The following is a 20,554-nucleotide window of genomic DNA, read 5'->3' as shown; positions in this document are numbered from 1 at the left end:
GTCTGCTTGGGGTTGCTCATGCTGCCATTCCTGGGCAGAGCCCAAACGCCCGATACAATCCGCACCCCGCCCCCGATGAAGACGGTGGCGCTCGATTCGGTGGGCGTATTGCCCTCGGCCATCGACACCAAAGGCTGGCTGCTGATGGACAAGGACATTCAGATGGAGCTGGATGGGGCCGTCTATAATATTTACAATTTCAAGTTCGACAAGGCCGAAAAGCAATTCCGCTCACTGCGCCGCCGCTACCCGAACCACCCCATGGCGTATTTTATGCTGGGGCTGAGCACCTGGTGGAAAATACGCCCCACCAACTTCCAGACCACGCAGTACGACAAGCCGTTCTTCGCATACATGGACACGGCCATCACGAAAGCGCAGGCGCTCTACGACGCGGACAATCATAACTACGAAGCCAGTTTTTTTCTCTCGGCGGCCTACGGCTTCGATGCCCGCCTGCACGCCGAGCGGCACGATTGGCGCAAAGCCACCGTGGGGGCCCGACGCTCCCTCAACTACCTAAAGAAGAGCCAGGAAGCAAATGGACTGAGCCCGGAATTCCAGTTCGGCCAAGCTCTGTTCAACTACTACGCCGTTTGGATTCCGGACAATTACCCGCTGCTCAAGCCAGTGCTTTTGTTCTTTCCGAAAGGCGACAAGAAACTGGGCCTCGAGCAACTGCGGAGCGTGGCCGTGAACGGCTTTTACACGGCTACCGAAGCCCGGGTATTTCTCATGGGCATCCTCAAGAACGAGGAGAACAACGCCGAAGAAGCCATGCCCGTGGCCAAATTCCTGGCCAACAAGTTTCCCGATAACGGCTATTTTCAGCGGTTTTATGCCCTCCTGGCCTATGACCAGGGCGAATTTACAGACTGTGAGCGGGTGAGCCGCGAAATTCTGGATAAGATTAACAAAGGCATGCCGGGCTACGAAGGCATCAGCGGGCGTTACGCCAGCTACTTCCTCGGCTACCTGATGCAGAACCGCTACCGCGACATCGCCAAGGCCAAGGACTACTACCAACGGTGCATTGTCTTTGCCGAAAGCACAGGCGACACTTCCGGCGGATTTTATTTGTTTGCCAATGCTAACCTGGCCCGTCTCGCGGTGAAGGACAAGGACTTGGCGGCGGCCAAGCGCTACTATGCAGTAGTAGCCGACAAAGCCGACCACAAATCGGAACAATACAAAGAGGCCAAGGCATGGCTGAAAAAGAACGGCAAAGCCTAGCCGGCGCACTATGGAGTTAAAGGATTTATATATTACCCCGTTTTATCTGGCCCTTATCTATGGTATTGCCTACGGCGTGCGCGGCTCGGTGACGAACGTGTACACCAAAAAGTATTTTATTCCGGCTCTGACGGTTAAAATCGTGGGGGCCATTGCACTGGGCATCCTCTACCATACCCTGTACGGCGGCGACACTAACAACTACTACCGTATGGCCACCGTGGTGTACCACGCTTTCGGTGATTCTTTTGCGGCGGGCTTTGAACTGGTCACGACTTCGGGCGATGTTACGCCAGCCATTGCCAAATATGTGAACCAGATTAACTGGTTCGGCCACGGCAGTAACGAGTACTTCGTTATTCGGGTAGCGGCCGTTTTTGCCCTGTTTAGCTTTGACACCTATACGGTTATCGCCGTACTGTTTGCGGTAGTCACATTCAGCGGCATGTGGGTAATGTACATGACGTTTGCCAAAATACGGCCGCAGGCGTATAAGGAACTAGCTATTGCCGTTTTTTTTCTCCCCTCCGTATTCTTCTGGGGGTCAGGGCTATTGAAGGATTCGCTATGCCTGGGCGCATTGGGCTGGCTTTTCTACTGCTTCTACCGCGGGGCTATCGAGCGGAAGAATATCATTCGCTGCCTGGTGTTGGGCGTGATGATGAGCGCGGTTATTCTATCGATGAAGACGTATATCCTGCTCGCTTTCATGCCGCCGGCGCTGTTATGGGTGTTCAACGAGAACACGCGCAACATCAAGAGCGTGGCGGTGCGCTGGGTAGCGAAGCCTTTGTTCCTAGGCGTGGGCGGGGTAGTGGCTCTCTTCGCCATGTCGCAGCTGGCCGCCGCTGATGCCCGTTTTAACCTGGACAAAATCGGCGAACAAAGCAAAATCACCGCCGATTACCTGCAACAGGTCAGCAAATCGGAGCAAGGTTCTGGCTATAACATTGGCGTTCAGGATGGCACTTTGGGTGGCATGGCTAAGCTGGCCCCCCAGGCCATTGTGGTTTCGCTGTTCCGGCCTTTTCTGTGGGAAGCCCGCAACCCGACCATGCTGCTGTCGGCTCTGGAGTCCTCTTACTTCATCCTGCTCACGCTGCGCATCTTCTGGCGCGTGGGATTTTTCAAGACCATTGGCGCGATAAGCAGTGTGCCCGTGCTTACCATGTGCTTTATATTCAGTCTGATTTTTGCGATTTCCGTGGGAATATCGAGCGGCAACTTCGGCACGCTGGTGCGCTATAAAATTCCGCTTATGCCTTTTTACTTGAGCGGCCTTTACATTCTGCAAAGCATTACGGTGCCGCAGGCCGCTGCCCGGGCTGGGCAGCGGCGCTTAGCGGGCCGGCACCGTCTAGCGCGCGCATAGGCTTAGCTAAACAGGTTCAGGAAGTTTGGAGTATTGGACACTACCGAATAGCGCTGTTCGATGGTAGCGCGCGCGGCAGCGCCCAGGTGCTGGCGCAGGCTGGCATCGGCCAGAAGCTGGCGCAGGCTGGCCTCCCATTCAGCAGGAGTGGCACACACGAAACCATTGTAGCCGTGCTGCACCACTTCGGTGTTCATACCCACCGGCGACACCAGTGCGGGCACGCCTAAAGCCATGTATTGCAAGGCCTTGAATGCGCATTTACCTTTGGCCCATGGGTCATTCTCTAACGGCATCAAGCCGACGTGGAAGCCCAGCAGGTCGGCTATTTCTGTGTCTTTCCGCCAGGGTAGGTACACCAGTGAGTTCAATGGAAACGCGGGTGGCTGATTGGAAATGACCCGAAATTCAAATTCCAACCCTTCGGCTTCCAGCTTGGCCAGCACCGGCACCACTTGGTCGAGATATTTGAGGGTGGAGTGCGTGCCGGTCCAGCCGATGACGAGGCGGCCGGGCGCGGCTTGGTCGCGTACTTGGTTGTGCAGGTGGACGGTATCAATGGTGGTAGGGTTGACGACGGCACTGGGATTGAACTGGCGGGCGTAATCGGCCAGGTAGGCATTGCCGCAACTATTTTTATATGCCCAGCGGCAGATATCGGCCACCTTATGGTGCCACTTCACGCCGGCGGCTATTTTGTTGGCTTCAGAAGTATTGGCCAGCCAGATGGCATCGTCAAAATCATAGATAATCTTCTTGCCCAGCACTTTGCTAATAATCCACTCAAATACGGGTGGCCCCACGGGCGCGGCCTCGCGGTGCACGAACACGAAATCGTATTTTGGCACACGAAACATCAGGGCCAGCCGCCGGGCAAAACCGCCCAGAATGCCCAACGCTTTCGCGCCGGCCCGGCCCGGCTGATACAGAATATTCCAAGTGCCTACCGAGATGAACGGGACCAGTTGATAGGTGTGCCCGGCCGCCGTGACGGCATCCAGATATTGCTCGAAGCGAAAACGCTGGGATGGCGCCCGGCCGGGCGGATAAGGCACAAGGAATAGAATGCGCATACAGGAAATTAATACGTCTGATAAAAGCCCAGCACCTCGTCGGTAATGCGGCGCTGGTCAGCTTCGAAAAGCTCGTAGAACAGGGGCAAGCGGACTAGGTGGGCGGTGGAAGGGGCCCAGGGCAGGGTGCGGCCGTCGTACCGGGCCGCGTAGTACGAGCTTTTATGCAGCGGCAGGTAGTGGAACACGGCCCAGGTGCCGCGCTGCTTGAGATGTGCCAGGAGCGCCGTGCGCTCCATCAGGTTGCGGCACACAAGGTAGAACAAGTGGCCGTTGTTGGTAGCGAAATCGGGCAGCGGTTTGTTGAAGGGAATAAGGGGTAGCATACGCGGCAATGGGGCCGGCAAAGGTACGGCCAGACCGGGCCTCACTCGAAGCGCGACCGGAAGCGCACGAACGGCAGGGCTTCGCCACCGTCGCTGGTGCGCAGGGCAGTGAGACGGAGCAGGCCGGTGCCGCAAACCACCACGGGCTGTCCGGCGCGCATAAACAGCACCTTGCCGGGAGTGCGGTTCTCAATCCTTACATCGGGCTCAGGCTCAGCAGCCAATACACGGTGCAACTGGCCATTTAGCAGGGTACTGGCGCCTTGATAAGGCCACCCCAGCGCATCCACAAAACGGCGAATGGTAGCGCTATCGGCTTGCCAATTGATGCGGTAGTCCTGTTCATCGCGCCAAAGACTGTAGGTGGCATCGGCTTCGTGTTGGGGCGTACCGGCCGGGAGCTGGCTTGCCTGCAGGCCGGGCCAGAGTTGAGTTATCAACTCCAGGTAGCATTCCACGACCAGTTGAATGGCATCGGCAATGCGCAAGGGGTATTGTACCAGCCGCGCTGCCTGGCCAAGTATCGGGCCTTGGTCGAATTCGCTTGTGCCGTATAAGGCCGTGACGCCGATGATTGGTTCGCCATTAATCAGGCAGTTTACCAACGGCGCGAAACCCCGGTAACGCGGCAATAAACTGTCGTGCAGCACGATGACCGTGCTAGCATCTGTAATAAGCCAGCGCCACGACACGGCCATGGCGTAGGTAGTGAGCACCACAGGATGCGCATTCCGGCGCTGAAATGGAATGCCGGCCTGAGCGCACAGGCTTTGGATTTCGGCAAAGAAGTCCTGCGCCAGGCCGGGGTCTGGCGCACCCACCACCAGGGCCACTGCCGAAGTATCGAGATGAGCGACGATGTGCTGAAGCACCCGGTAGCCCTTTTCGGTCATCAGATACAGGGTAAGGGCCGGGGTGGGGTTTGTGGTCGCCATTGGCCTGAGTTAACGGGTTTCTTCATCGGCGATGTAGAGTGGGCAGTTTTTCACCCGCTCAAAGGTTGCGCCCACGTACAGGCCCACCATGCCGAATACCGACAGCAGCAATCCCGAAAAAAACCAAATGGAAATAACGTGGCTGGCGTAGCCTGGCTGGTAAATCTGCCCCACCCAGTAACGCGCCAGCGTCATGGCCTGGTGCTGACCAAAATTACGGCTCAGGCGCAGGCCCCGCACGCGCGGGTCGCGGGCCACTTCGGCCTGAATACTGGCCCAGGATTGGTCAGGGTTGCGGTCGTCGACCAAGATGATTTCAAAATTCGCCGTTAGTGGCTCCAGCACCTGCACCAACTGCTGCACCAGTTCCTCCACCAGCACTTCGGCCCGGTACACCGGGCTCACCACGGAAAGCAGTAGAGGAACATCAGCAGGCATAGACAGCAAAGATTAAAACGGAGCCAACATTAGGCAGCAACCGGGCGGACTGATTGCGCAAGTGCAGCGGGCCACCAGCGTCCCAACCAGAGAGTCGCCGGCACCAGCAGCAACACATCGGCCTGCAACAGGTAGCGAATTTCCAGCCCCCGGTACACGAAGCAAATGTACACGTACATAAACCCCGCCACCGCTGCTACCAGCCCCAGGGCCGGCTGCCGCCTTACCCCAGCGAGCAGCCCCCCCCACCCCAGCAGCAGCAGCAGCGTGCGGTAGCCAAACAGCAGCCGCACAAAGCTTGCTTGCGGCGGCGCTGCTCGATTTTCCAGAACCGGGGCTTTGGACAATGCCGATTTGAATAGGGCTTTCCGAACATTCTGCAACGGAACGTCCAGCCAAAATCGGAATGGATGCTCCGCCGCGAACCGCTGCCGCAACTCCCGAAACCCGCCCCCAACCTCCGCGTTGCATTCCTGGAAGTGGTGGTGCTGATAGGCGGTATCGGCCAAAATAGCCGCTGCATTGTGGTAATAACAAGCGCCGTTGCAAACTCGGCTGCGCAACACCCAGAACCCCGACCCGCACTGCCGCGCCCGCACCACCAGCTGCTGGGCCTGTTCCGCATCCGCCAAAGTACCGAAGGCCGAAGCCGGAAAATGAATGCGTCCCTTCCCTATCAATACCGAATCGAGCCAGGGGTTTTCGTTGGGCGTCCAGCAGTGCACCCATTGGTAAAATTCGTCCACGTCGGGGGTCTGGTTGGCGTAACCAGCGGCCTTCGGCTTGAGCAGTATCAGGCGATGGGCCAGCAGGTAGTTGCGCACGGGCCAGCCGCCGTAGAGTAGTCCAAAGCCGACCACGACCAACACGATATAGCGCATCATCGGGCGCCAAGCAACTCCCCTACTGTGCCAGCAAAGCCACAACAATGTAACCGGCAGCAGTATCCCCATGTATTCCCTAACCAGCAGTGCCAGTGCTATTAGCATGCCCGTTCCGAGTGCGTAGCGCACCGTTGGGCGCCAGCGCAACAATACCAACAGCCACAGCAACGTGAGGTCGACGCTGAGAACTTCAGTGCCGATTACCGGTACCCAAAGGATGATAAATGGGTAGGCAGCATATAAAAATGCTCCCAGATAAGCAGTGTAAGGCCGGTTTGGCTCCAGCCGTTTCAGGATGGCGAATACCAGTCCGATAGCCCCGGTATCTAATAGCACTTGGCTCCAGACTGTAGCTGTGGCGGCCCACTTGCTTCCGAATAAAATCCAGTGCGCGCCGTAGAAGAACGGATACCCCGGCAGACGGCCAAAGGATGCGTCTGGCTCCAGAAAATCAAACGTATAGCGCCCCTTATACCACAGGTTTTCAAACGAAAGCGTGTAAGACAGGGAATCGCCATTCTCCGCAAACAGGCTGGGGCTGTGGTACAGGATACCCGTGCCCTTGAGCAAGAATGCTATCCGCAGCCCCAGCCCCAGCAGCACTATTGCCCATAACCAGCCGAATGTTAAGCGAGCAGGAGCCATTGGCCTCATAGTTGGGCAGTTACCGGCGTGCCAGGGCCCGTTGGTAGCTGCCGGCCAGCAATTCATAGGTGTGAGCTGGGGCAAATTTCTGCCGCACAAAAGCGCGGCTGGCTACCGAAAACTGCTGTCGCAGGGCTTCATTGCTGGCCAGTGCCACCATGGCATCGGCCATGGCGGGCACGTCACGGTTGGGCACCAGCAGTCCCGATTTTCCGTTTTCGAACAGCTCGGCCGGGCCGCCGCAATCGGTGGCAATCAGTGGCACGCCATAGTACAGCGCATCGAGGCAGGTGAGGGAAAAGGACTCGGCCTCGGAGAAGTTCAGCACGATGTCGTGGGCCTTCATAGCGGCTTCCGTATTGGCCGCGAAACCGTCGAAATGCGCGGCCTCAGCCAAGCCGGCAGCCTTGGCAGCCGCTTCCAGCTCTTGCCGGAATTCCTGGTTTTTTACCATGCCCATGTCCCCACCCACAAAGTGCAGATGCAAATTAGGGTTGCGGGCGTGGGCAAGCTGAAAGGCTTCCAGCGCGAAATTCTGCCCCTTCCCCCGGATGTAGTTGCTGAGGTATAGCAGCCGCACAGGCCGGTTGGTGGCGGGCATCACGGTGTATGCCGGCATTTCCTCGCCACGGGCAGGCAGGGGGTCGTACACGGTGCGAACCCTGGTATTGCCAGGCGCGAAGTATACGCGCACCGCTTCCGACACGCACAGCACCTGCTGGGCGACATGCTCGGCCAGCCAGCGCCACGGCCGGGCAAATACCTGTGGCAGCACCTGCGGCAGAAAGCGCACGTGCGTGAGCACCGGCAGCCGGCCCAGGCTCAGCCAACGGGCCACGTAGCCGGTCAGGTTGTAAAAATCGTTCATATGCAGGGCCTTGGCCTGCTCGCGCCGCGCCAACTGGCGCAGCCGCCAGCCGTTGAGCAGCAGCATGGGCAGGTAGCGCAGCAGGTCAGCCGGCCGGCGGCTGATTTCCACGAAGGGCAGCTCGTGCACACGGTAACCATCGGCTTCCAGCACGGCCCGGCCGGTGCTGCCGGTGGGCAGCACGTAGGCAAAGTCGAACCGGTCGCGCAGTGGACTGGTGGCGTGGCGGAGGGCGTTAAGCGCCCCAGTCACGGCCCGGGAGTTGTCCACCAGCAAAATCAGGGGGCGACTAGCGGCAGTGGGTAGCCCGCTCATGTCGCTACGCACGGGCTTTGCGGTTCAGCAGCCCGTCAATCAGCTCCTTCCACTGCCCGAAAATGCGCTTGTGCGTGAAGTCGTTCGACCGCAGGCGGGCAGCTTCGCCCAAACGTTGCCGGGCCGGCGCGTCGTTCAGCAACTGCTCCAGCGTATCGGTCCAGCAGTTAATGTCAGCGGTGAGGCTGGCGGGCTCGGTCAGCATGGGCATTAGGATGCCAAATTCGGCCCATTCGGCGTGGCGCAGCGGCGTTTCGGGTGCTTCTACGGTGGGGGCCAGCATTTCGCGCGGGCCAGTGGGGCAGTCGGTCGATACCACAGGCACGCCGCATGTCATGGCCTCGCCCAGCGCCAGTGGAAAGCCCTCCCAGGCCGAGGGAAATACAAAAGCCGTGGCCGGCCGGATGTATTTGAACGGATTCTGCTGCAAGCCCACGAAATACACGTCGTAATCCGCCGTCAGCGGGTCGGGCTGGTCCATGGCCTGGTACACGCGCAAGCCCAGCTTGCGGGCGTGGTCTAGCAGGTCCTGGCGCAACTCCCCATCGCCGATAAACACCAGCTTGGTGGGCTTCCGCTTGAGCAGGGCCGCAAAAACGTCGAGCAACGGGGCCTGGTTTTTCTGAATGGCCAATCGGCCCGAAGTTACCAGCACCGGTGCGGACGCGTACACTGCCTGCATGGCCGCATCCAGCGGCTCTAGGCTCAACTGACGCACGTGCTCCACCTCAAACGAGTTGTTGATGGCCGACAGCTTGTGGCGCGGCACCCCGAACGTCTCGGTCATCTCCGGGATGATGTCGCGGCTCACGGTCACCATCTTATCGGCCCGCTGATAGAGCCAAGGCATGAGCACCTTTTTGCGCAGCGCACCCACGGCCCCGCTGATGTTGCGGTCGTGCACTTTCGAACCCTGAATGAGCACAATGGCCTTTTCCTGTCCTTTGCTCAGCAGGTTGATGTAGTCGGCTCCTTCCAGGTGGCTCACCGATACATCGCAGTTCAACTCCTTTTTCAGCTCACGCAGCCGCGTCACGCGCAGCCAGAAATTCTGGATTTTGGTCAGCGGTGAACCGCCGCCCGGTACCCCGAGGCTCCGCACGGGGTTGCCGCTGGGATACATATCGGCCTCGTCTTCGTTGAAAATAACTTCCGTTACCTGGTAGTATTTACCCAGTTCCACGCTATGGTCATGGAACGCGCGCTGGGCCCCGCCCATGCCTCGGTTTGGAATAACAATCAGCAGCCGGGGCCGGGAATCAGAATTAGTCATATTTCATTCAATATCAGAACAATACGCGAGCCCGCTTATAGCGCCTCCGTAAAAATGGCTTCGTAAGCCGCTACGCAGCGCTCCATTCGGAATTTATCGAAGCAGAGCGCCGCACGGGCTTTGTGGGCAGCCAGCAGCACCGGGTCAGTGAGGTAGGCGCGCATTGTAGCCGTCAAGGCCTCGGGGTTAGCGAGGCCACGGCCGTTTTGCTCCAGCAGCACGCCGGCCAGGCCCTGCCCGGGCACTTCCAGCATCTGCGGAATCTCGCCGATACGGGTGGCTATTACCGGAGCCCCGCAGAACAGGTATTCGGCAATGGAATTGGGCAGGCTCTCGGAGGCAAAGTAGCTCGGCAGCAGCCCCACGTCAAACAGCCTGACCCAGTCGATGGGATTGGAAGCAAAACCTACGAAGTGGATGTGCGGATTGGTATTGGCCGCCTTCAGGCCGGTGAGGTAGTCGCTGCTGCCCACCAACACCAGGTGCGCGTTGAGATGTGCCGCGCTGATTTCCTCGAACGAGCGCAGAGCATAGGCCCAGCCCTTCTCGGCAATGCCACGGGCCACCATGCCAAACACGATGTCTTGTTCACCAATGCCCAACTGCGCCCGTGTGGGCAATTTATCCGGCGCGGAAAAATGGCCGTCGAACCCATTATAAATCTGCGCGTGTGGAATGTCATCGAACGACCGCACGCCCGGCACCGAAAAAATCTCCAGGTTCTTCTGCGTCAGGTACACCACGGCGGCCGCCTGCCGCAATGCCTCGCGTGATTTCATCGTGACTTCCGGCTCGGTGGTTTTGTGCAGAAAGTCCTCGTAGCAGCCGTGCATCGTAATTACAAGCGGTACTTTGGGCCGCGCGGCAGTGCCAGCGGCAGCAGCCACGTAATCCGATTTAATCATGTGAGAGTTAATCAACTGCACACCTAACTGCTCCATGGTTTGCCGTAAGTGGCGCTCCACCAGTTGCTCCCGCAACGGGAATGGCTTCCCAAACCGGCGAAGCACGCCCTGCACCTTTCGGCTCAGCCACTCCAAGCCCGGCACACCGGGTTCGAAGCCCAGCACGGGCACATCCGGTGCCACCTGCTTCACCAGCGGGTGGTTGGTATAGCTGGGGTAATGGCTATACAGCCACACCTGATGCCCGCGCTGGTGCAGCGCTTGTGCCAGCCGCATACCAAATACCTGGGCTCCCCCGGTGCGCAAATCCTCAATGGCAAGCAATATTTTCACAAGGTTTCCGTTTGTGGGCTATTAATACAAACGCTGCTATAGCTAGTAACTATAAGAAAACGATGGTACCAGTTGTTGTGGGACTGAACAGCATAATCTGAAACACGTCTAGAACGATGCTTGGTGATTGAAAGGCTTCGTTTCAACAAAATCAAAATAATATTTTTGCTCCTGCATCTTATTAGCCCGCCGATTCAAATACCCTAGCAATACCGGTATTTTATACTTTCTTACCACCGCTGCCAATCGGCTTGTCAGCGTCTTGCCAGCCTCGTAATCGATGGAAGACCGCAGCAAAGCAGCCCGAACCGGCACAGGATACAGGCAGCGGAACGAATCGAAAGCACCCTTTTCGTAATAAACCCCCCAGTAGTCTGTTTGAACTGATATTGGCATGAGAATATCAATCATCTTCTCAGCGACGTTCTTGGTGATGACGTATGCCATCGTCGAAGCAATATCATGCAAATCAATAGGATATACCAATTCTCCAATTCCGCGCAAGGGCGTACGTCCTTCCTGACTTAAATGGGTCACCGGTTTAGAGTCGAAGTGATTGAAGTAGGATAATGAAATTACTTCATTTTGCTGAATGTTTGCTTCAACCGCAGAAAGCAATTGTTTGATGTTTTTAGGTAGTTGGGCATCATCTTCGAGTACAAGGCTGACATCGATGGAATCCTGCACCATTCGCTTGTATATCTTGATGTGAGATAAAGAACAAGCAATGCTCCCTTTGCTCAAATACGGGTTTCTCCTAACGGCTTCCTGGTCGGTTAGCGTCTCATAATCGGCAGGAGTCAACTCGAGATAATCAACTGCATCAATGATTTCATAGTCCAGTCCCAGCGAGCTCAGGTGCGCATTTATATATTCCCTTCTTTTATCCGCTCTTGTGAGGCTAACAACAAAAACTTTCATTTGATGAGGTTGAATTCGGTGACGATTTGCAAAGGTTTACGCAGACCTATAGTAATTACAAACCATGCGTGTGCGAACACAAGCGGAATGTTCTGATGGCCCAGCTACGGATTGAAGCAATGTTCAGTTTTAATATGCCTAACTCCTTTTCTGAGCAGCTAGTCGCATAAAAGGCTTTTCGATAAGCCAATAGAATACTGAAGCAGCGCATATGGCAATTATGAGACAAACCATTGCTAACATTATTTTACGAGCGTCAGTAGTTGGTGCAACCAACTTTATTAATATGAACTCAGCAGTTGTACCTACAACAGTATGTATTAGGTATAAGGAATATGAAATCTTACCAAGAAATGAGAAGCCAGGGATTCTGACGTTGATTGAATTAATTGCAACAGCAGTAGCAACCCCAACCAAGGTGGCGTATATTCCAAGCTGCCAAAAGGTAAGACTGCCAAACAAAACGAGGCCGCCGATATACATCCAACTTGGTATCCGTTTCTGGTGCCACAACAAGGCCACTCCACCTAGCGCAAATAATGTGCTGTAGTGAAAAAAGCCGACAGATGCCATAAAAGGCGCGAACTGCGCTAAACTAACAGCGATGTATATCCCCACGAACCATAATACACCTCTATTAAATAAGAAGTTAAACAAAACGCCAATAAATAAGTAAAATTGAAATTCAATAGCTAAAGTCCAAAATATTCCATTTATCCATTTATAATTAGTAAATGGAATAGTAAATAATACGTTATGAAATATCTGCCACCAGCTTAACTCCCCCGTGTACGTAGATGTATGATTCAACATCCTGTCAATGATGAATCCCTGTGCTAGAACCAATGCCATAGAAGCATAAGCAGGTGGATTGATTCTTAGAATCCGCTTTTTTATGTATGCAAAAAAACCTTTTACGCGGTAATTTTTACCAACAAGACTATACGGAATAATGAAACCAGAAATCACAAAGAAAATATCAACCCCCAGATAGCCACCTGAAAAAGTATACTTTACGCCCGGCACTATCAGCTTGGGCAGCATGCCTCCACTATAATGGAATAAGCATACGCTAAGGGCTGCTATTGCTCTCAAAAACTCCAAGCCAACTAAATAGCTTTTTTTGCCATCACTTTTTGTTGCAGAAGACCGCATAGTGTCGCTAGGTGCGTCAACTATACTATGTACTGCTGATTCGTCTACTGTAGACAATGCATCCATCGTTCACTGATAAGATGAGGGTGTAACAAAAACTAAAATTTCGGCTATACTGAAAGCGCCCAAAAGCTACGTTGGTATTGAATACACCCTACAAATTTGATATACTTCTGAGCGAGCAAAATCAGGATTGTGTAAGCAACTAAAACAACCAGCTGTTTTTGCTATACAATATGTTGTACTAAGGAATCATATTGATGCTCTGCAATAACATTACCATCGCTGAGCTCATAAATCCGGTTGCATTCCCGCAAGGTGGTAATGCGGTGCGCGATGATGAGAATTGTTATATCTGTTTCCGACAGTTTATTGATGGCCTCGTTCACTTCGCGCTCCGTTTCGTTATCGAGTGCACTGGTGGCCTCATCCAGCACCAGCACCTGCGTGCGCTTGTACAAAGCACGCGCAATACCAATGCGCTGACGTTGCCCACCCGACAGCTTGGAGCCGCGTTCGCCTATGTGTGTATGCACCCCCTCTGGCAATCCGCTCACGAAGTTTCGCAACGAAGCTTGTTCAATAGCATAGTCCAGCCGCTCAGCATCTACGCTGTCATCACCAAGCGTAATGTTGTCTTGGATGGACGCCTCCATCAGAAATGTATCCTGCTTTACGTACCCCACAACGTGGTGCCAAGCCAACAGATGCTGAGAGGTGAGCGGTTTCCCATCGACCCGGATATGCCCTTGCTGCTCGGTATAGAAGCGAAGCAAAACATTCATCAGCGTGGTCTTGCCCGAGCCTGAACTTCCGATAAAACCAATTTTCTCTCCCTTCTCGATGTGTAGGTTAATGCCATTGAGCGTAGGTTTAGCCACACCGGGAAAGTTGAACGACACGTTATCAAACGTGATGCTGTGCTTAAACTCCAGCGGCAGCTGCTGTGGGTCCGGCATTTCGTTATACCGTGGTTCACGATACTTTTGCAAGTCCTCAATGCTGGACTGGGCCTGCTTAATCTGCATCATGGCGGTAAGCATCCGGTTCACGGAAGGCATGAGGCGGTAAGCCGCAGCGGCAAACAGGCCCACCAGAGCGATGAGGCTATTGGAAGGACTTGGGAAGAAAATCGCGTATAAAAAGATGGTTAGTACGCCCAAGATGGCCACCATTTCAATCACCTTTAGCGGTATGAGCGAATAGAGGTAGCTTTCCGAATCAAGCGCCTGGAGTTCCTGCTGTGCATCCATCAGTCGGTCGCGAAAACGGTACTGTTTGTTGGCCAGCTTCAACTCAACAAACCCCGTGAACAGGTCTCCTATCACACTGTACGACTTGGGCCTCAATTCATTGATGCGATTGCCAATCGCCTGTGACCGGGTGCGCAAAGCGCGGTATGTAAGCAGCGTAGCAGGTACTAGCACAAAGGCCAATAAAGCCAGTAGCAACGGCTTATAAAGCAGAATACTGATGACAATAACTACAATAATGGCAACCTCAGAAAAAAGGATAAATAAAGGGCGCACTATCATTGTCACATAATAACGCGGCATCTCGACCGCACTGTTGATTAGATTAGCCGAGCCCAAATGGTTGAAATCCCAAAAGGGAAAATGCAGGTACTTACTTAGTTGTGATTTTACAATACTCAAACCTAACTTGGTCGTGAAGTGCGTTTGCATGTAGTTCACCCAAGTTGAGAACAAGTTCTTGAATAGAAAAAACAAGAATACTGCTATAATCAGGACCACCAGAAAACTACGTTCCGAATCGAAATGCAGGGCGTAATAAATTGGAGCAAATAATTTGCTTTTCTCAACTCCTCCCGGTTCAGCAGCAACCATCATCACAGGGACGAGAGAAGCCAGACCTACTACATCCAGAAAAGATGTTAATAACACCAACAGAAACATTACAACTGCCTTTCTCTTCTCCGAATGAGTAAGATAATAAGCAATACTCTCCACAGAATATCTTATAATTCCTTTCTTCATAGCTAATATGGTTTTATCCTTACTACGGGGTAAAATGCAGTCTTTTCATAAAAGGAAAGGCATCCTTTTATGAAAAGACTCTCAAAGGTAAGGCCCAAGTACCATTGGTCAGGTCTAGTCGCCCACTGTAATGGGCTTTTGCTCACTATACACTCAACTCACTTTCAATCAAGTAAAGCGGCGTTTGATGACGCAAGACAACTGCTAATACCTAGTAATGTTACAGTTAGCTACCCGTTTATCAAAGCCGGCGGCCATGGCTTGAAAGCGTTGGGAGCCATTGATGGCTTGCTCAATCTGGTTTCAATGTCAATTTCCGCACCGTGTTTGAGGGGCATTCGCCGGTTTTTCTTGCCCGAAATCACGGCTACAGTGCTGCTTGCGTGATATGGACACGCACGTAGTTGGGTCGTAGGTCCGACCTGCAGGTGGCTCCACAGCAAGCCCAGCGCTTGCGGGCAGTCACCAACTTGGCCACCGGTGAGAGCCAGGGCGCAAATCATCCCTGCGCGTCGCCACTCATGTGGAGTTTGGTCGTGAAACCGCCTTACCATGTACCGTACCTCTAGTGGCTAGCCGCAGGAACTGTCTTTTTTCGCGCCCGCCGCCACTTGGTGAGGCCGCACGGCCCTAGAGCTCACCTGAGTTGCAACTCGTCGTGTTTTGCACCAGCGTTGCAGCACGGCCTCGACAATAGGTACGTGTCGCACACCGTCGTGCCCGGCGATTGTTGTTGGCCGGGCAGCGGCGAAAGCCACGCTTACTGCTCATCCGTCAACATGGCTTTTGTTCATGCTCAAAGGCCGACGCTAACTGTGCGTAAACAGCCGCCCCGGTTCTGTGATAAATAGCAACAGGCACGTTGCTAGAATAACTTCGGCAGGCAATTGCCGCCCTCACTAATTTCACTTGCAAATACTATGTCCTGCGCATCTTGTCTGTTATCCATCTTAGAGGTGCTAATATTTTTTTTCCATATCTGTATTCAGCAGAATGCACCTCTTGCACTTGCTTAAAGTATGACTCCATAAATGGAAGATACATTTCCTTTTGCAAGGACAATATTTCTCCTTGTCTTTCCATTAAGAAATCTTGCACTGTAAACCCTGGCACTCCAACACTTAAGTGTGCTATTTCAGATAAGCAGCGCAATTGCATTTCATTAAGCAATATGCGCACCTCATCTGTAAATTCCTGTTTTAGATAGTTAACAGAGTCAAAGAATATACTGTTTCGCATCAGAATACTCTGCCCCGTCCATATCCCACCTGAGTGCAGGCGATAAGCGGCCATTGATTCCTGAAAGTACTTGATTTTACCAAATCGAGCAGCAAGCAAATGTAAGCAGAAGTCTCCTACTTTTACCTTACCTAACCAATCCGGAAAACCTACTGGTGCAGGACCAGCGGTAAAATAATTACGGTAAACACAGGAAGCTGTAGGCAATGTATTCCCTTTAGCTAACTCTTTTAAAGTCAAGGTATCAAATGGGGCTTCTGAATAGAGAGGTTTCCCATTAGTAGCATACGGTTTTTCGTTTGAAACAACCGTTACATTATGAGAGCTTATCGCGTAATCGGAATTAGTGTCGAGAAAGTCAACCTGCTTTTGCAGCTTATTTGGGTCAGTCCAGTAATCATCACCTTCTAGTATAGCGATGTATTCGCCGCTGCAAGCCCTCAATACAAGCAGTTGATTCTGACTAGCTCCTACATTCTTTTCGTGAAGAAGCGCATGGATTTGATTAGGATATCGACGGGCAAAATCAGCCACGATTTCTCGTGTTCCATCGGTGGATTTATCTTCACCGATAACTATTTGCACTGCAAAATCAGTTCGTTGGTCCAATACACTTTCTAGTGCTTGCTTAATGTAAGGCGCATGATTATACGTCATCATGAAGACGCTTACTTTAGGCTTCGGAGCCGTATTAAAATTATTCATCGATTTTAAAATCGCGTTTTAATAGTGCCAATTCAACCACATTCATAAATCTACCGGCCTTATATACAGCCTCCTGCTGCACTCCTTCTTCTTTAAAACCTATTTTTTGGTATAAGCGACGAGCTCGGGTATTATCTTCTAACACAGTAAGATGAATGCGATGTAAGTTTAGGTCATCGAAAGCGTGACGAAGAATCTGCAGTGTGGCATGATATCCTATACCTTGCGACCAATAAGCTTTATCACCAAGCATGATGGAAAACTCTGCAGAACGGTTTATCGCATGAATGTTTATCAAATTAACGAGCCCAATGCACAGATTCGCATCGGCTGCAATAATTGCCAGCCTAATAGCAGCGGCGCGATTGGCGACGTAATTCTCAAACCACTTTTGGTCAATACCAAGGCCTATAAACATAAAGTTCGCCCCCAGTAGACGGATGACATCCGGGTCGTTGCGCCACGCATTTACCCTAGGCAGGTCACCAACTTCCAATTCTCGCAGAAAAATATTAACCATGACAGATTTTTGCTTTATCGCAATTATTTAGTTTTGGCAATAAGTTCGCAGATGGCCCGAATTACATAATCAATTTCTGATGCACCGTAACGGTGGTCAATTGGCAGCGGTAGCAAAGCTTGGGTTGTTTGCCGTTCCCACTCATATCCGCCTATTTGACGGGTTAAGACATCGGGCCAGAGCTTTGGCACAAAAATATTCTGCGCAAACAAGGCATGGCGGTCGGCTACGTTACCGATGAGTGGAACGAACGGATAACAGAAAGGAACTGCATCCGCCGACAGTTCGCTCAGCCCTAAAGGTAGTGACAACCCATTTAAATCTCCTAGCACGGCGTGGTATTGAAGATAATTCTCGCGTCGCTGAGCTGCCACGGCTTGGTAATCTACCTGAGATAATAGGGAGCTGGATAAGGATGAAATCTGATACGGAATACTCGTCAGTTCTTCTTCGTACTGAACAAAGGCTTCATAGGCTGCTTGCTGCTGGCCACGCAAGCGGTCCACTAGGTGCTGTACGTGGTACATTGTGTTAGTCGGATACCCTGTTGCAGTGCCCAACTTATCGCCCGGACCGTATAGGTATCCACCATCAGGCACACCGAACCATTTGCGGGCTGAGTTGAACGACCACCCATTACTGTAGCCATGCCCAAAATAATTTTGAGTATCATCAACCAGCAGATATTCGCCGTAATGAGCAAGTAATTGCGTAACAAAGGCTGTTTTCAAGCCAAAATAATTGATGTAAACAAAGTATTCGCCGAAATCAAGCGCCGGTAAATTCAGCGGCTCAAATTGCTCATTCAGGTTATAAAACCGATAAGAAATTCCTGCAACCCGGAAGGGCTCCAACAGAGCATCGCACGTATAGTATGGCAACCAAACGCTCTGCATTTGTGTGCGGCGAATGAGATGACTAACGCAGGCACGGGCATTGTTGAGGGCGAGGGCACCAGTATGGTAGCCAGAGGCTGGATGACTAAATAGTTCAAGTTCTAAAAAACCTCCGATGTACTGCTTCATTGTCTTATACCATTCTTAGTGCATAATACACTTATGCGCATAGTCAAAAGCAATTCCCATACTATATCATCGAAATGATACAATATGGGACTGATACCATGAGAGGGGGTGCGATTGGATGTAATAGCTATGCTTTGAGCAAAGAATAAAGTTGAACAAGTTTTTGAGCCTGCTCTTGCGAATTATTCATAAGCACATCAATAATGGATAGTCCCGCTACAAAGCCTTGCCGCCCATTTTGCTGCGAATATGGCGCAAGTTCCGGTTGAATGAATTGCAGCGTAACTCCGGCTTGCTGAAAGGTTTCACCGTCGTAGAGCGTTTGGCCACCCATTGCATTTATGTACGTGGTTGCTCCCTCAAGCCTACATATGTCAAGAACCCGAGCTTGAGCCCTTAGTGACGCGTTTCCGTACACCGAGGAAGTGGGTATCAACTCGACAGGTAATTGCAAATAATCGACAAGTACCCGGAGACTGACACAAACCAAATCTGCAATTGTACGAGCTTCGGCATAAAAAATTTGCTGAATTAAGCCATACACAACTTCAAATTGTGGTGCGCGTCGGTAATTCTGCGCGATGGTTTGCAATAATTTGGGCTGCCATTGGTCAGCAGGCCTTACCTCAATATCCTTGATTAGCCGATTGGGACTGGGCTGGTCGAGTGGCACGGTAAAAAGCCATGGCTGACCATTGACTAGCAGCCGGTTGCGGTTTATCCATCCCCCTTTAATAAACTGCACATCATCATAGACCACAAACCGGTCGGCCGCCGCAAGCAGCTGGAAATAGCCCAGGTACGGGAACAGATAGGGCTGCATGATGACCAACTTCATTTGCAAATGCTTTGAATGAGTTGCGCAATTCGCCGGGCATCTTCGAGGGCCAATTCTTGGTAGAAAGGCAGGCACAGCACACGGCGGCTAATGTCTTCCGATACCGGGCAAGCTGCGCCGGTATGATAAGGGAGTTGGTTGAGCGACGGAAAAAAGTACCGGCGAGTATTAATATCGTGAGCCGCTAAATGTTCCTTCACTTGCAGCATTTTGGCTTCAGTGGCAAATACGATGGGGAAATAAGCTTGATTGTACTCTAAGCTAGGTTCGGTTGGTGCCGGATATTGCAGGTCGAGGCCCACAAGCTCAGCCATATATGTGTCGGATATCTGCTTACGTTGGTGAATAAATTCGGGTACTCGAGGCAAGTTGCATAAGCCCATTGCAGCGTGAAACTCTGAGTTTTTGCCGTTTACCCCAAGGGTATAATAATCGTCGCCGATGTGGCCAAATGATTTATATAACCAGACCTTACGAGCCAACTCTTCATCGTTCATCACAATGGCTCCGCCTTCTGTGGTATGAAAAAGCTTGGTGGCATGAAAGCTACACGTAGCCAAATCGCCGTAGCTCAGCAACGGCCGACCATATACTCGCGCCCCAAATGCATGTGCCCCATCGTAGATGACCTTGAGATTATGACGCGCAGCAATTTCTTTAATAGCCAGCACGTCGCACGGGTAGCCATATACATGAGTGGCCAGAATTGCGGATGTGCGCGGCGTGATAGCAGCCTCAATCTTCGCTGCATCAATGCAAAAGGTGTGCTTCTCAATATCAACAAACACCGGCTCACAATTTTCCCATAGGATGGCGGTCGTTGTAGCTACATACGAGAAAGGTGTAGTAATAATCTCTCCTGTTAATCCTAGCGCCTTAATGGCAATTTGCAGAGCAATTGTGCCATTCGACAAAAACTGTACGGGAGTACCATCCAAATAAGATTGTAAGCTCTCTTCCAGGCGCTGCACCAAAGGTCCGTTATTAGTTAGCCACCCCCGCTCCCAAATTTCCTCCAGGTACTGTGAATATTCTTGAATGGGTGGCAGGTATGCCTTTGTAACATTAATCATATATTGTTCTCGTTAGCACAAAGGCATAGATTACAGCAATGGACAAAAGTACGACATATATGTAATTGGCATGGCAACGCAAATCTGGCACCTGCACCATTCCAGCAAGTGATAAGGGACCGGGAGTGGGTCTAACTAGAAATGATGCTCTGGTTATGCTGGTCGATGCAAATTTTGATACGCACGGCGTGCTGAGGCAGCTATTTGCTGAATGAGCAGAATTTGCGTACCAATATGCCGTAGGTAGCGCTGGCGCAAGGAACAATTCAAGGTTTCAATGATATCAGTTTGGCCTTCGCCCTCTGGAGAGGGTCGGTGTGGCCCGGGCGCCAAGGCTTGGGCGTAGGCCGAAAACAAATCGGTGAAGGAATAGCAGTGATGGTAGCGCTTAGCAACGCCTACCAGAAAGGATGGGCCGTGACCACACTGCGGCCTAACAGCTGCTGCGATGCGCCGATTAGCCCGTTTACGGCTAGCCGAA

The 20,554-nt window shown here is 52.5% G+C and carries 18 protein-coding genes; 2 read left to right on the top strand and 16 right to left on the bottom strand.

Annotation, left to right across the window (positions count from 1 at the left end):
- Positions 1 to 18: 18 nt before the first annotated feature.
- Positions 19 to 1,233, top strand: a complete 1,215-nt coding sequence (locus ACYU7Q_RS14530) for a tol-pal system protein YbgF (protein ID WP_460610158.1) — start codon at positions 19 to 21, stop codon at positions 1,231 to 1,233.
- 10 nt (positions 1,234 to 1,243) lie between these two features.
- Positions 1,244 to 2,605, top strand: a complete 1,362-nt coding sequence (locus ACYU7Q_RS14525) for a hypothetical protein (RefSeq protein ID WP_460610157.1) — start codon at positions 1,244 to 1,246, stop codon at positions 2,603 to 2,605.
- Positions 2,606 to 2,607: 2 nt separating this feature from the next.
- On the opposite strand, the gene ACYU7Q_RS14520 is transcribed toward ACYU7Q_RS14525, so the two are convergent.
- From ACYU7Q_RS14520 to ACYU7Q_RS14445, 16 genes are all read right to left on the bottom strand, one after another.
- The gene (locus tag ACYU7Q_RS14520; protein WP_460610156.1) at positions 2,608 to 3,678 is read right to left on the bottom strand and encodes a glycosyltransferase family 4 protein; all 1,071 of its coding nucleotides are present in this window, start codon (positions 3,676 to 3,678) and stop codon (positions 2,608 to 2,610) included.
- A gap of 8 nt (positions 3,679 to 3,686) precedes the next feature.
- On the bottom strand, positions 3,687 to 4,004 hold the full coding sequence (locus ACYU7Q_RS14515; RefSeq protein WP_460610155.1) for a PLP-dependent aminotransferase family protein: 318 nt from the start codon (positions 4,002 to 4,004) through the stop codon (positions 3,687 to 3,689).
- Between the two features lie 41 nt (positions 4,005 to 4,045).
- Positions 4,046 to 4,939, bottom strand: coding sequence for a methionyl-tRNA formyltransferase (locus ACYU7Q_RS14510; RefSeq protein ID WP_460610154.1), 894 nt, complete (start codon positions 4,937 to 4,939; stop codon positions 4,046 to 4,048).
- A 9-nt stretch (positions 4,940 to 4,948) separates the two neighbouring features.
- Entirely contained in the window at positions 4,949 to 5,377 is a 429-nt protein-coding gene (locus ACYU7Q_RS14505) for a glycosyltransferase (RefSeq protein WP_460610153.1), read from the bottom strand.
- A 29-nt stretch (positions 5,378 to 5,406) separates the two neighbouring features.
- Positions 5,407 to 6,906 carry a glycosyltransferase family 39 protein gene (locus ACYU7Q_RS14500; RefSeq protein ID WP_460610152.1) on the bottom strand — a complete coding sequence of 500 codons (1,500 nt, stop codon included), beginning with the start codon at positions 6,904 to 6,906 and terminating at the stop codon, positions 5,407 to 5,409.
- A 19-nt stretch (positions 6,907 to 6,925) separates the two neighbouring features.
- A complete protein-coding gene (locus tag ACYU7Q_RS14495) occupies positions 6,926 to 8,101 on the bottom strand; it encodes a glycosyltransferase family 4 protein (RefSeq protein ID WP_460610151.1) in 1,176 nt (391 codons plus the stop codon).
- Positions 8,094 to 9,362: a glycosyltransferase gene (locus ACYU7Q_RS14490; protein WP_460610150.1), complete on the bottom strand. Its 1,269-nt coding sequence runs from the start codon at positions 9,360 to 9,362 to the stop codon at positions 8,094 to 8,096. Before ACYU7Q_RS14490 ends, ACYU7Q_RS14495 begins: the two co-directional genes overlap by 8 nt.
- A 35-nt stretch (positions 9,363 to 9,397) precedes the next feature.
- Positions 9,398 to 10,600 (bottom strand): glycosyltransferase family 4 protein, encoded by a 1,203-nt coding sequence (locus ACYU7Q_RS14485; protein WP_460610149.1) that lies wholly within the window; start codon positions 10,598 to 10,600, stop codon positions 9,398 to 9,400.
- Between the two features lie 108 nt (positions 10,601 to 10,708).
- Positions 10,709 to 11,521, bottom strand: a complete 813-nt coding sequence (locus tag ACYU7Q_RS14480; RefSeq protein ID WP_460610148.1) for a glycosyltransferase family 25 protein — start codon at positions 11,519 to 11,521, stop codon at positions 10,709 to 10,711.
- Positions 11,522 to 11,659: 138 nt separating this feature from the next.
- Positions 11,660 to 12,742: an acyltransferase family protein gene (locus tag ACYU7Q_RS14475; RefSeq protein ID WP_460610147.1), complete on the bottom strand. Its 1,083-nt coding sequence runs from the start codon at positions 12,740 to 12,742 to the stop codon at positions 11,660 to 11,662.
- Positions 12,743 to 12,903: 161 nt separating this feature from the next.
- Positions 12,904 to 14,673, bottom strand: coding sequence for an ATP-binding cassette domain-containing protein (locus ACYU7Q_RS14470; RefSeq protein ID WP_460610146.1), 1,770 nt, complete (start codon positions 14,671 to 14,673; stop codon positions 12,904 to 12,906).
- A gap of 918 nt (positions 14,674 to 15,591) precedes the next feature.
- On the bottom strand, positions 15,592 to 16,617 hold the full coding sequence (locus ACYU7Q_RS14465) for a glycosyltransferase family 2 protein (protein WP_460610145.1): 1,026 nt from the start codon (positions 16,615 to 16,617) through the stop codon (positions 15,592 to 15,594).
- Positions 16,610 to 17,137 (bottom strand): GNAT family N-acetyltransferase, encoded by a 528-nt coding sequence (locus ACYU7Q_RS14460; RefSeq protein WP_460610144.1) that lies wholly within the window; start codon positions 17,135 to 17,137, stop codon positions 16,610 to 16,612. Before ACYU7Q_RS14460 ends, ACYU7Q_RS14465 begins: the two co-directional genes overlap by 8 nt.
- A 23-nt stretch (positions 17,138 to 17,160) precedes the next feature.
- Positions 17,161 to 18,162, bottom strand: coding sequence for an aspartate aminotransferase family protein (locus tag ACYU7Q_RS14455; protein WP_460610143.1), 1,002 nt, complete (start codon positions 18,160 to 18,162; stop codon positions 17,161 to 17,163).
- A 127-nt stretch (positions 18,163 to 18,289) separates the two neighbouring features.
- A complete protein-coding gene (locus ACYU7Q_RS14450; RefSeq protein WP_460610142.1) occupies positions 18,290 to 19,000 on the bottom strand; it encodes a WbqC family protein in 711 nt (236 codons plus the stop codon).
- Positions 18,997 to 20,073: a DegT/DnrJ/EryC1/StrS family aminotransferase gene (locus ACYU7Q_RS14445; protein ID WP_460610141.1), complete on the bottom strand. Its 1,077-nt coding sequence runs from the start codon at positions 20,071 to 20,073 to the stop codon at positions 18,997 to 18,999. Before ACYU7Q_RS14445 ends, ACYU7Q_RS14450 begins: the two co-directional genes overlap by 4 nt.
- Positions 20,074 to 20,554: the final 481 nt, after the last annotated feature.

The sequence above is a fragment of the Hymenobacter terrigena genome (assembly GCF_054776515.1).
This window is presented reverse-complemented; position numbering and strand designations above follow the sequence as displayed.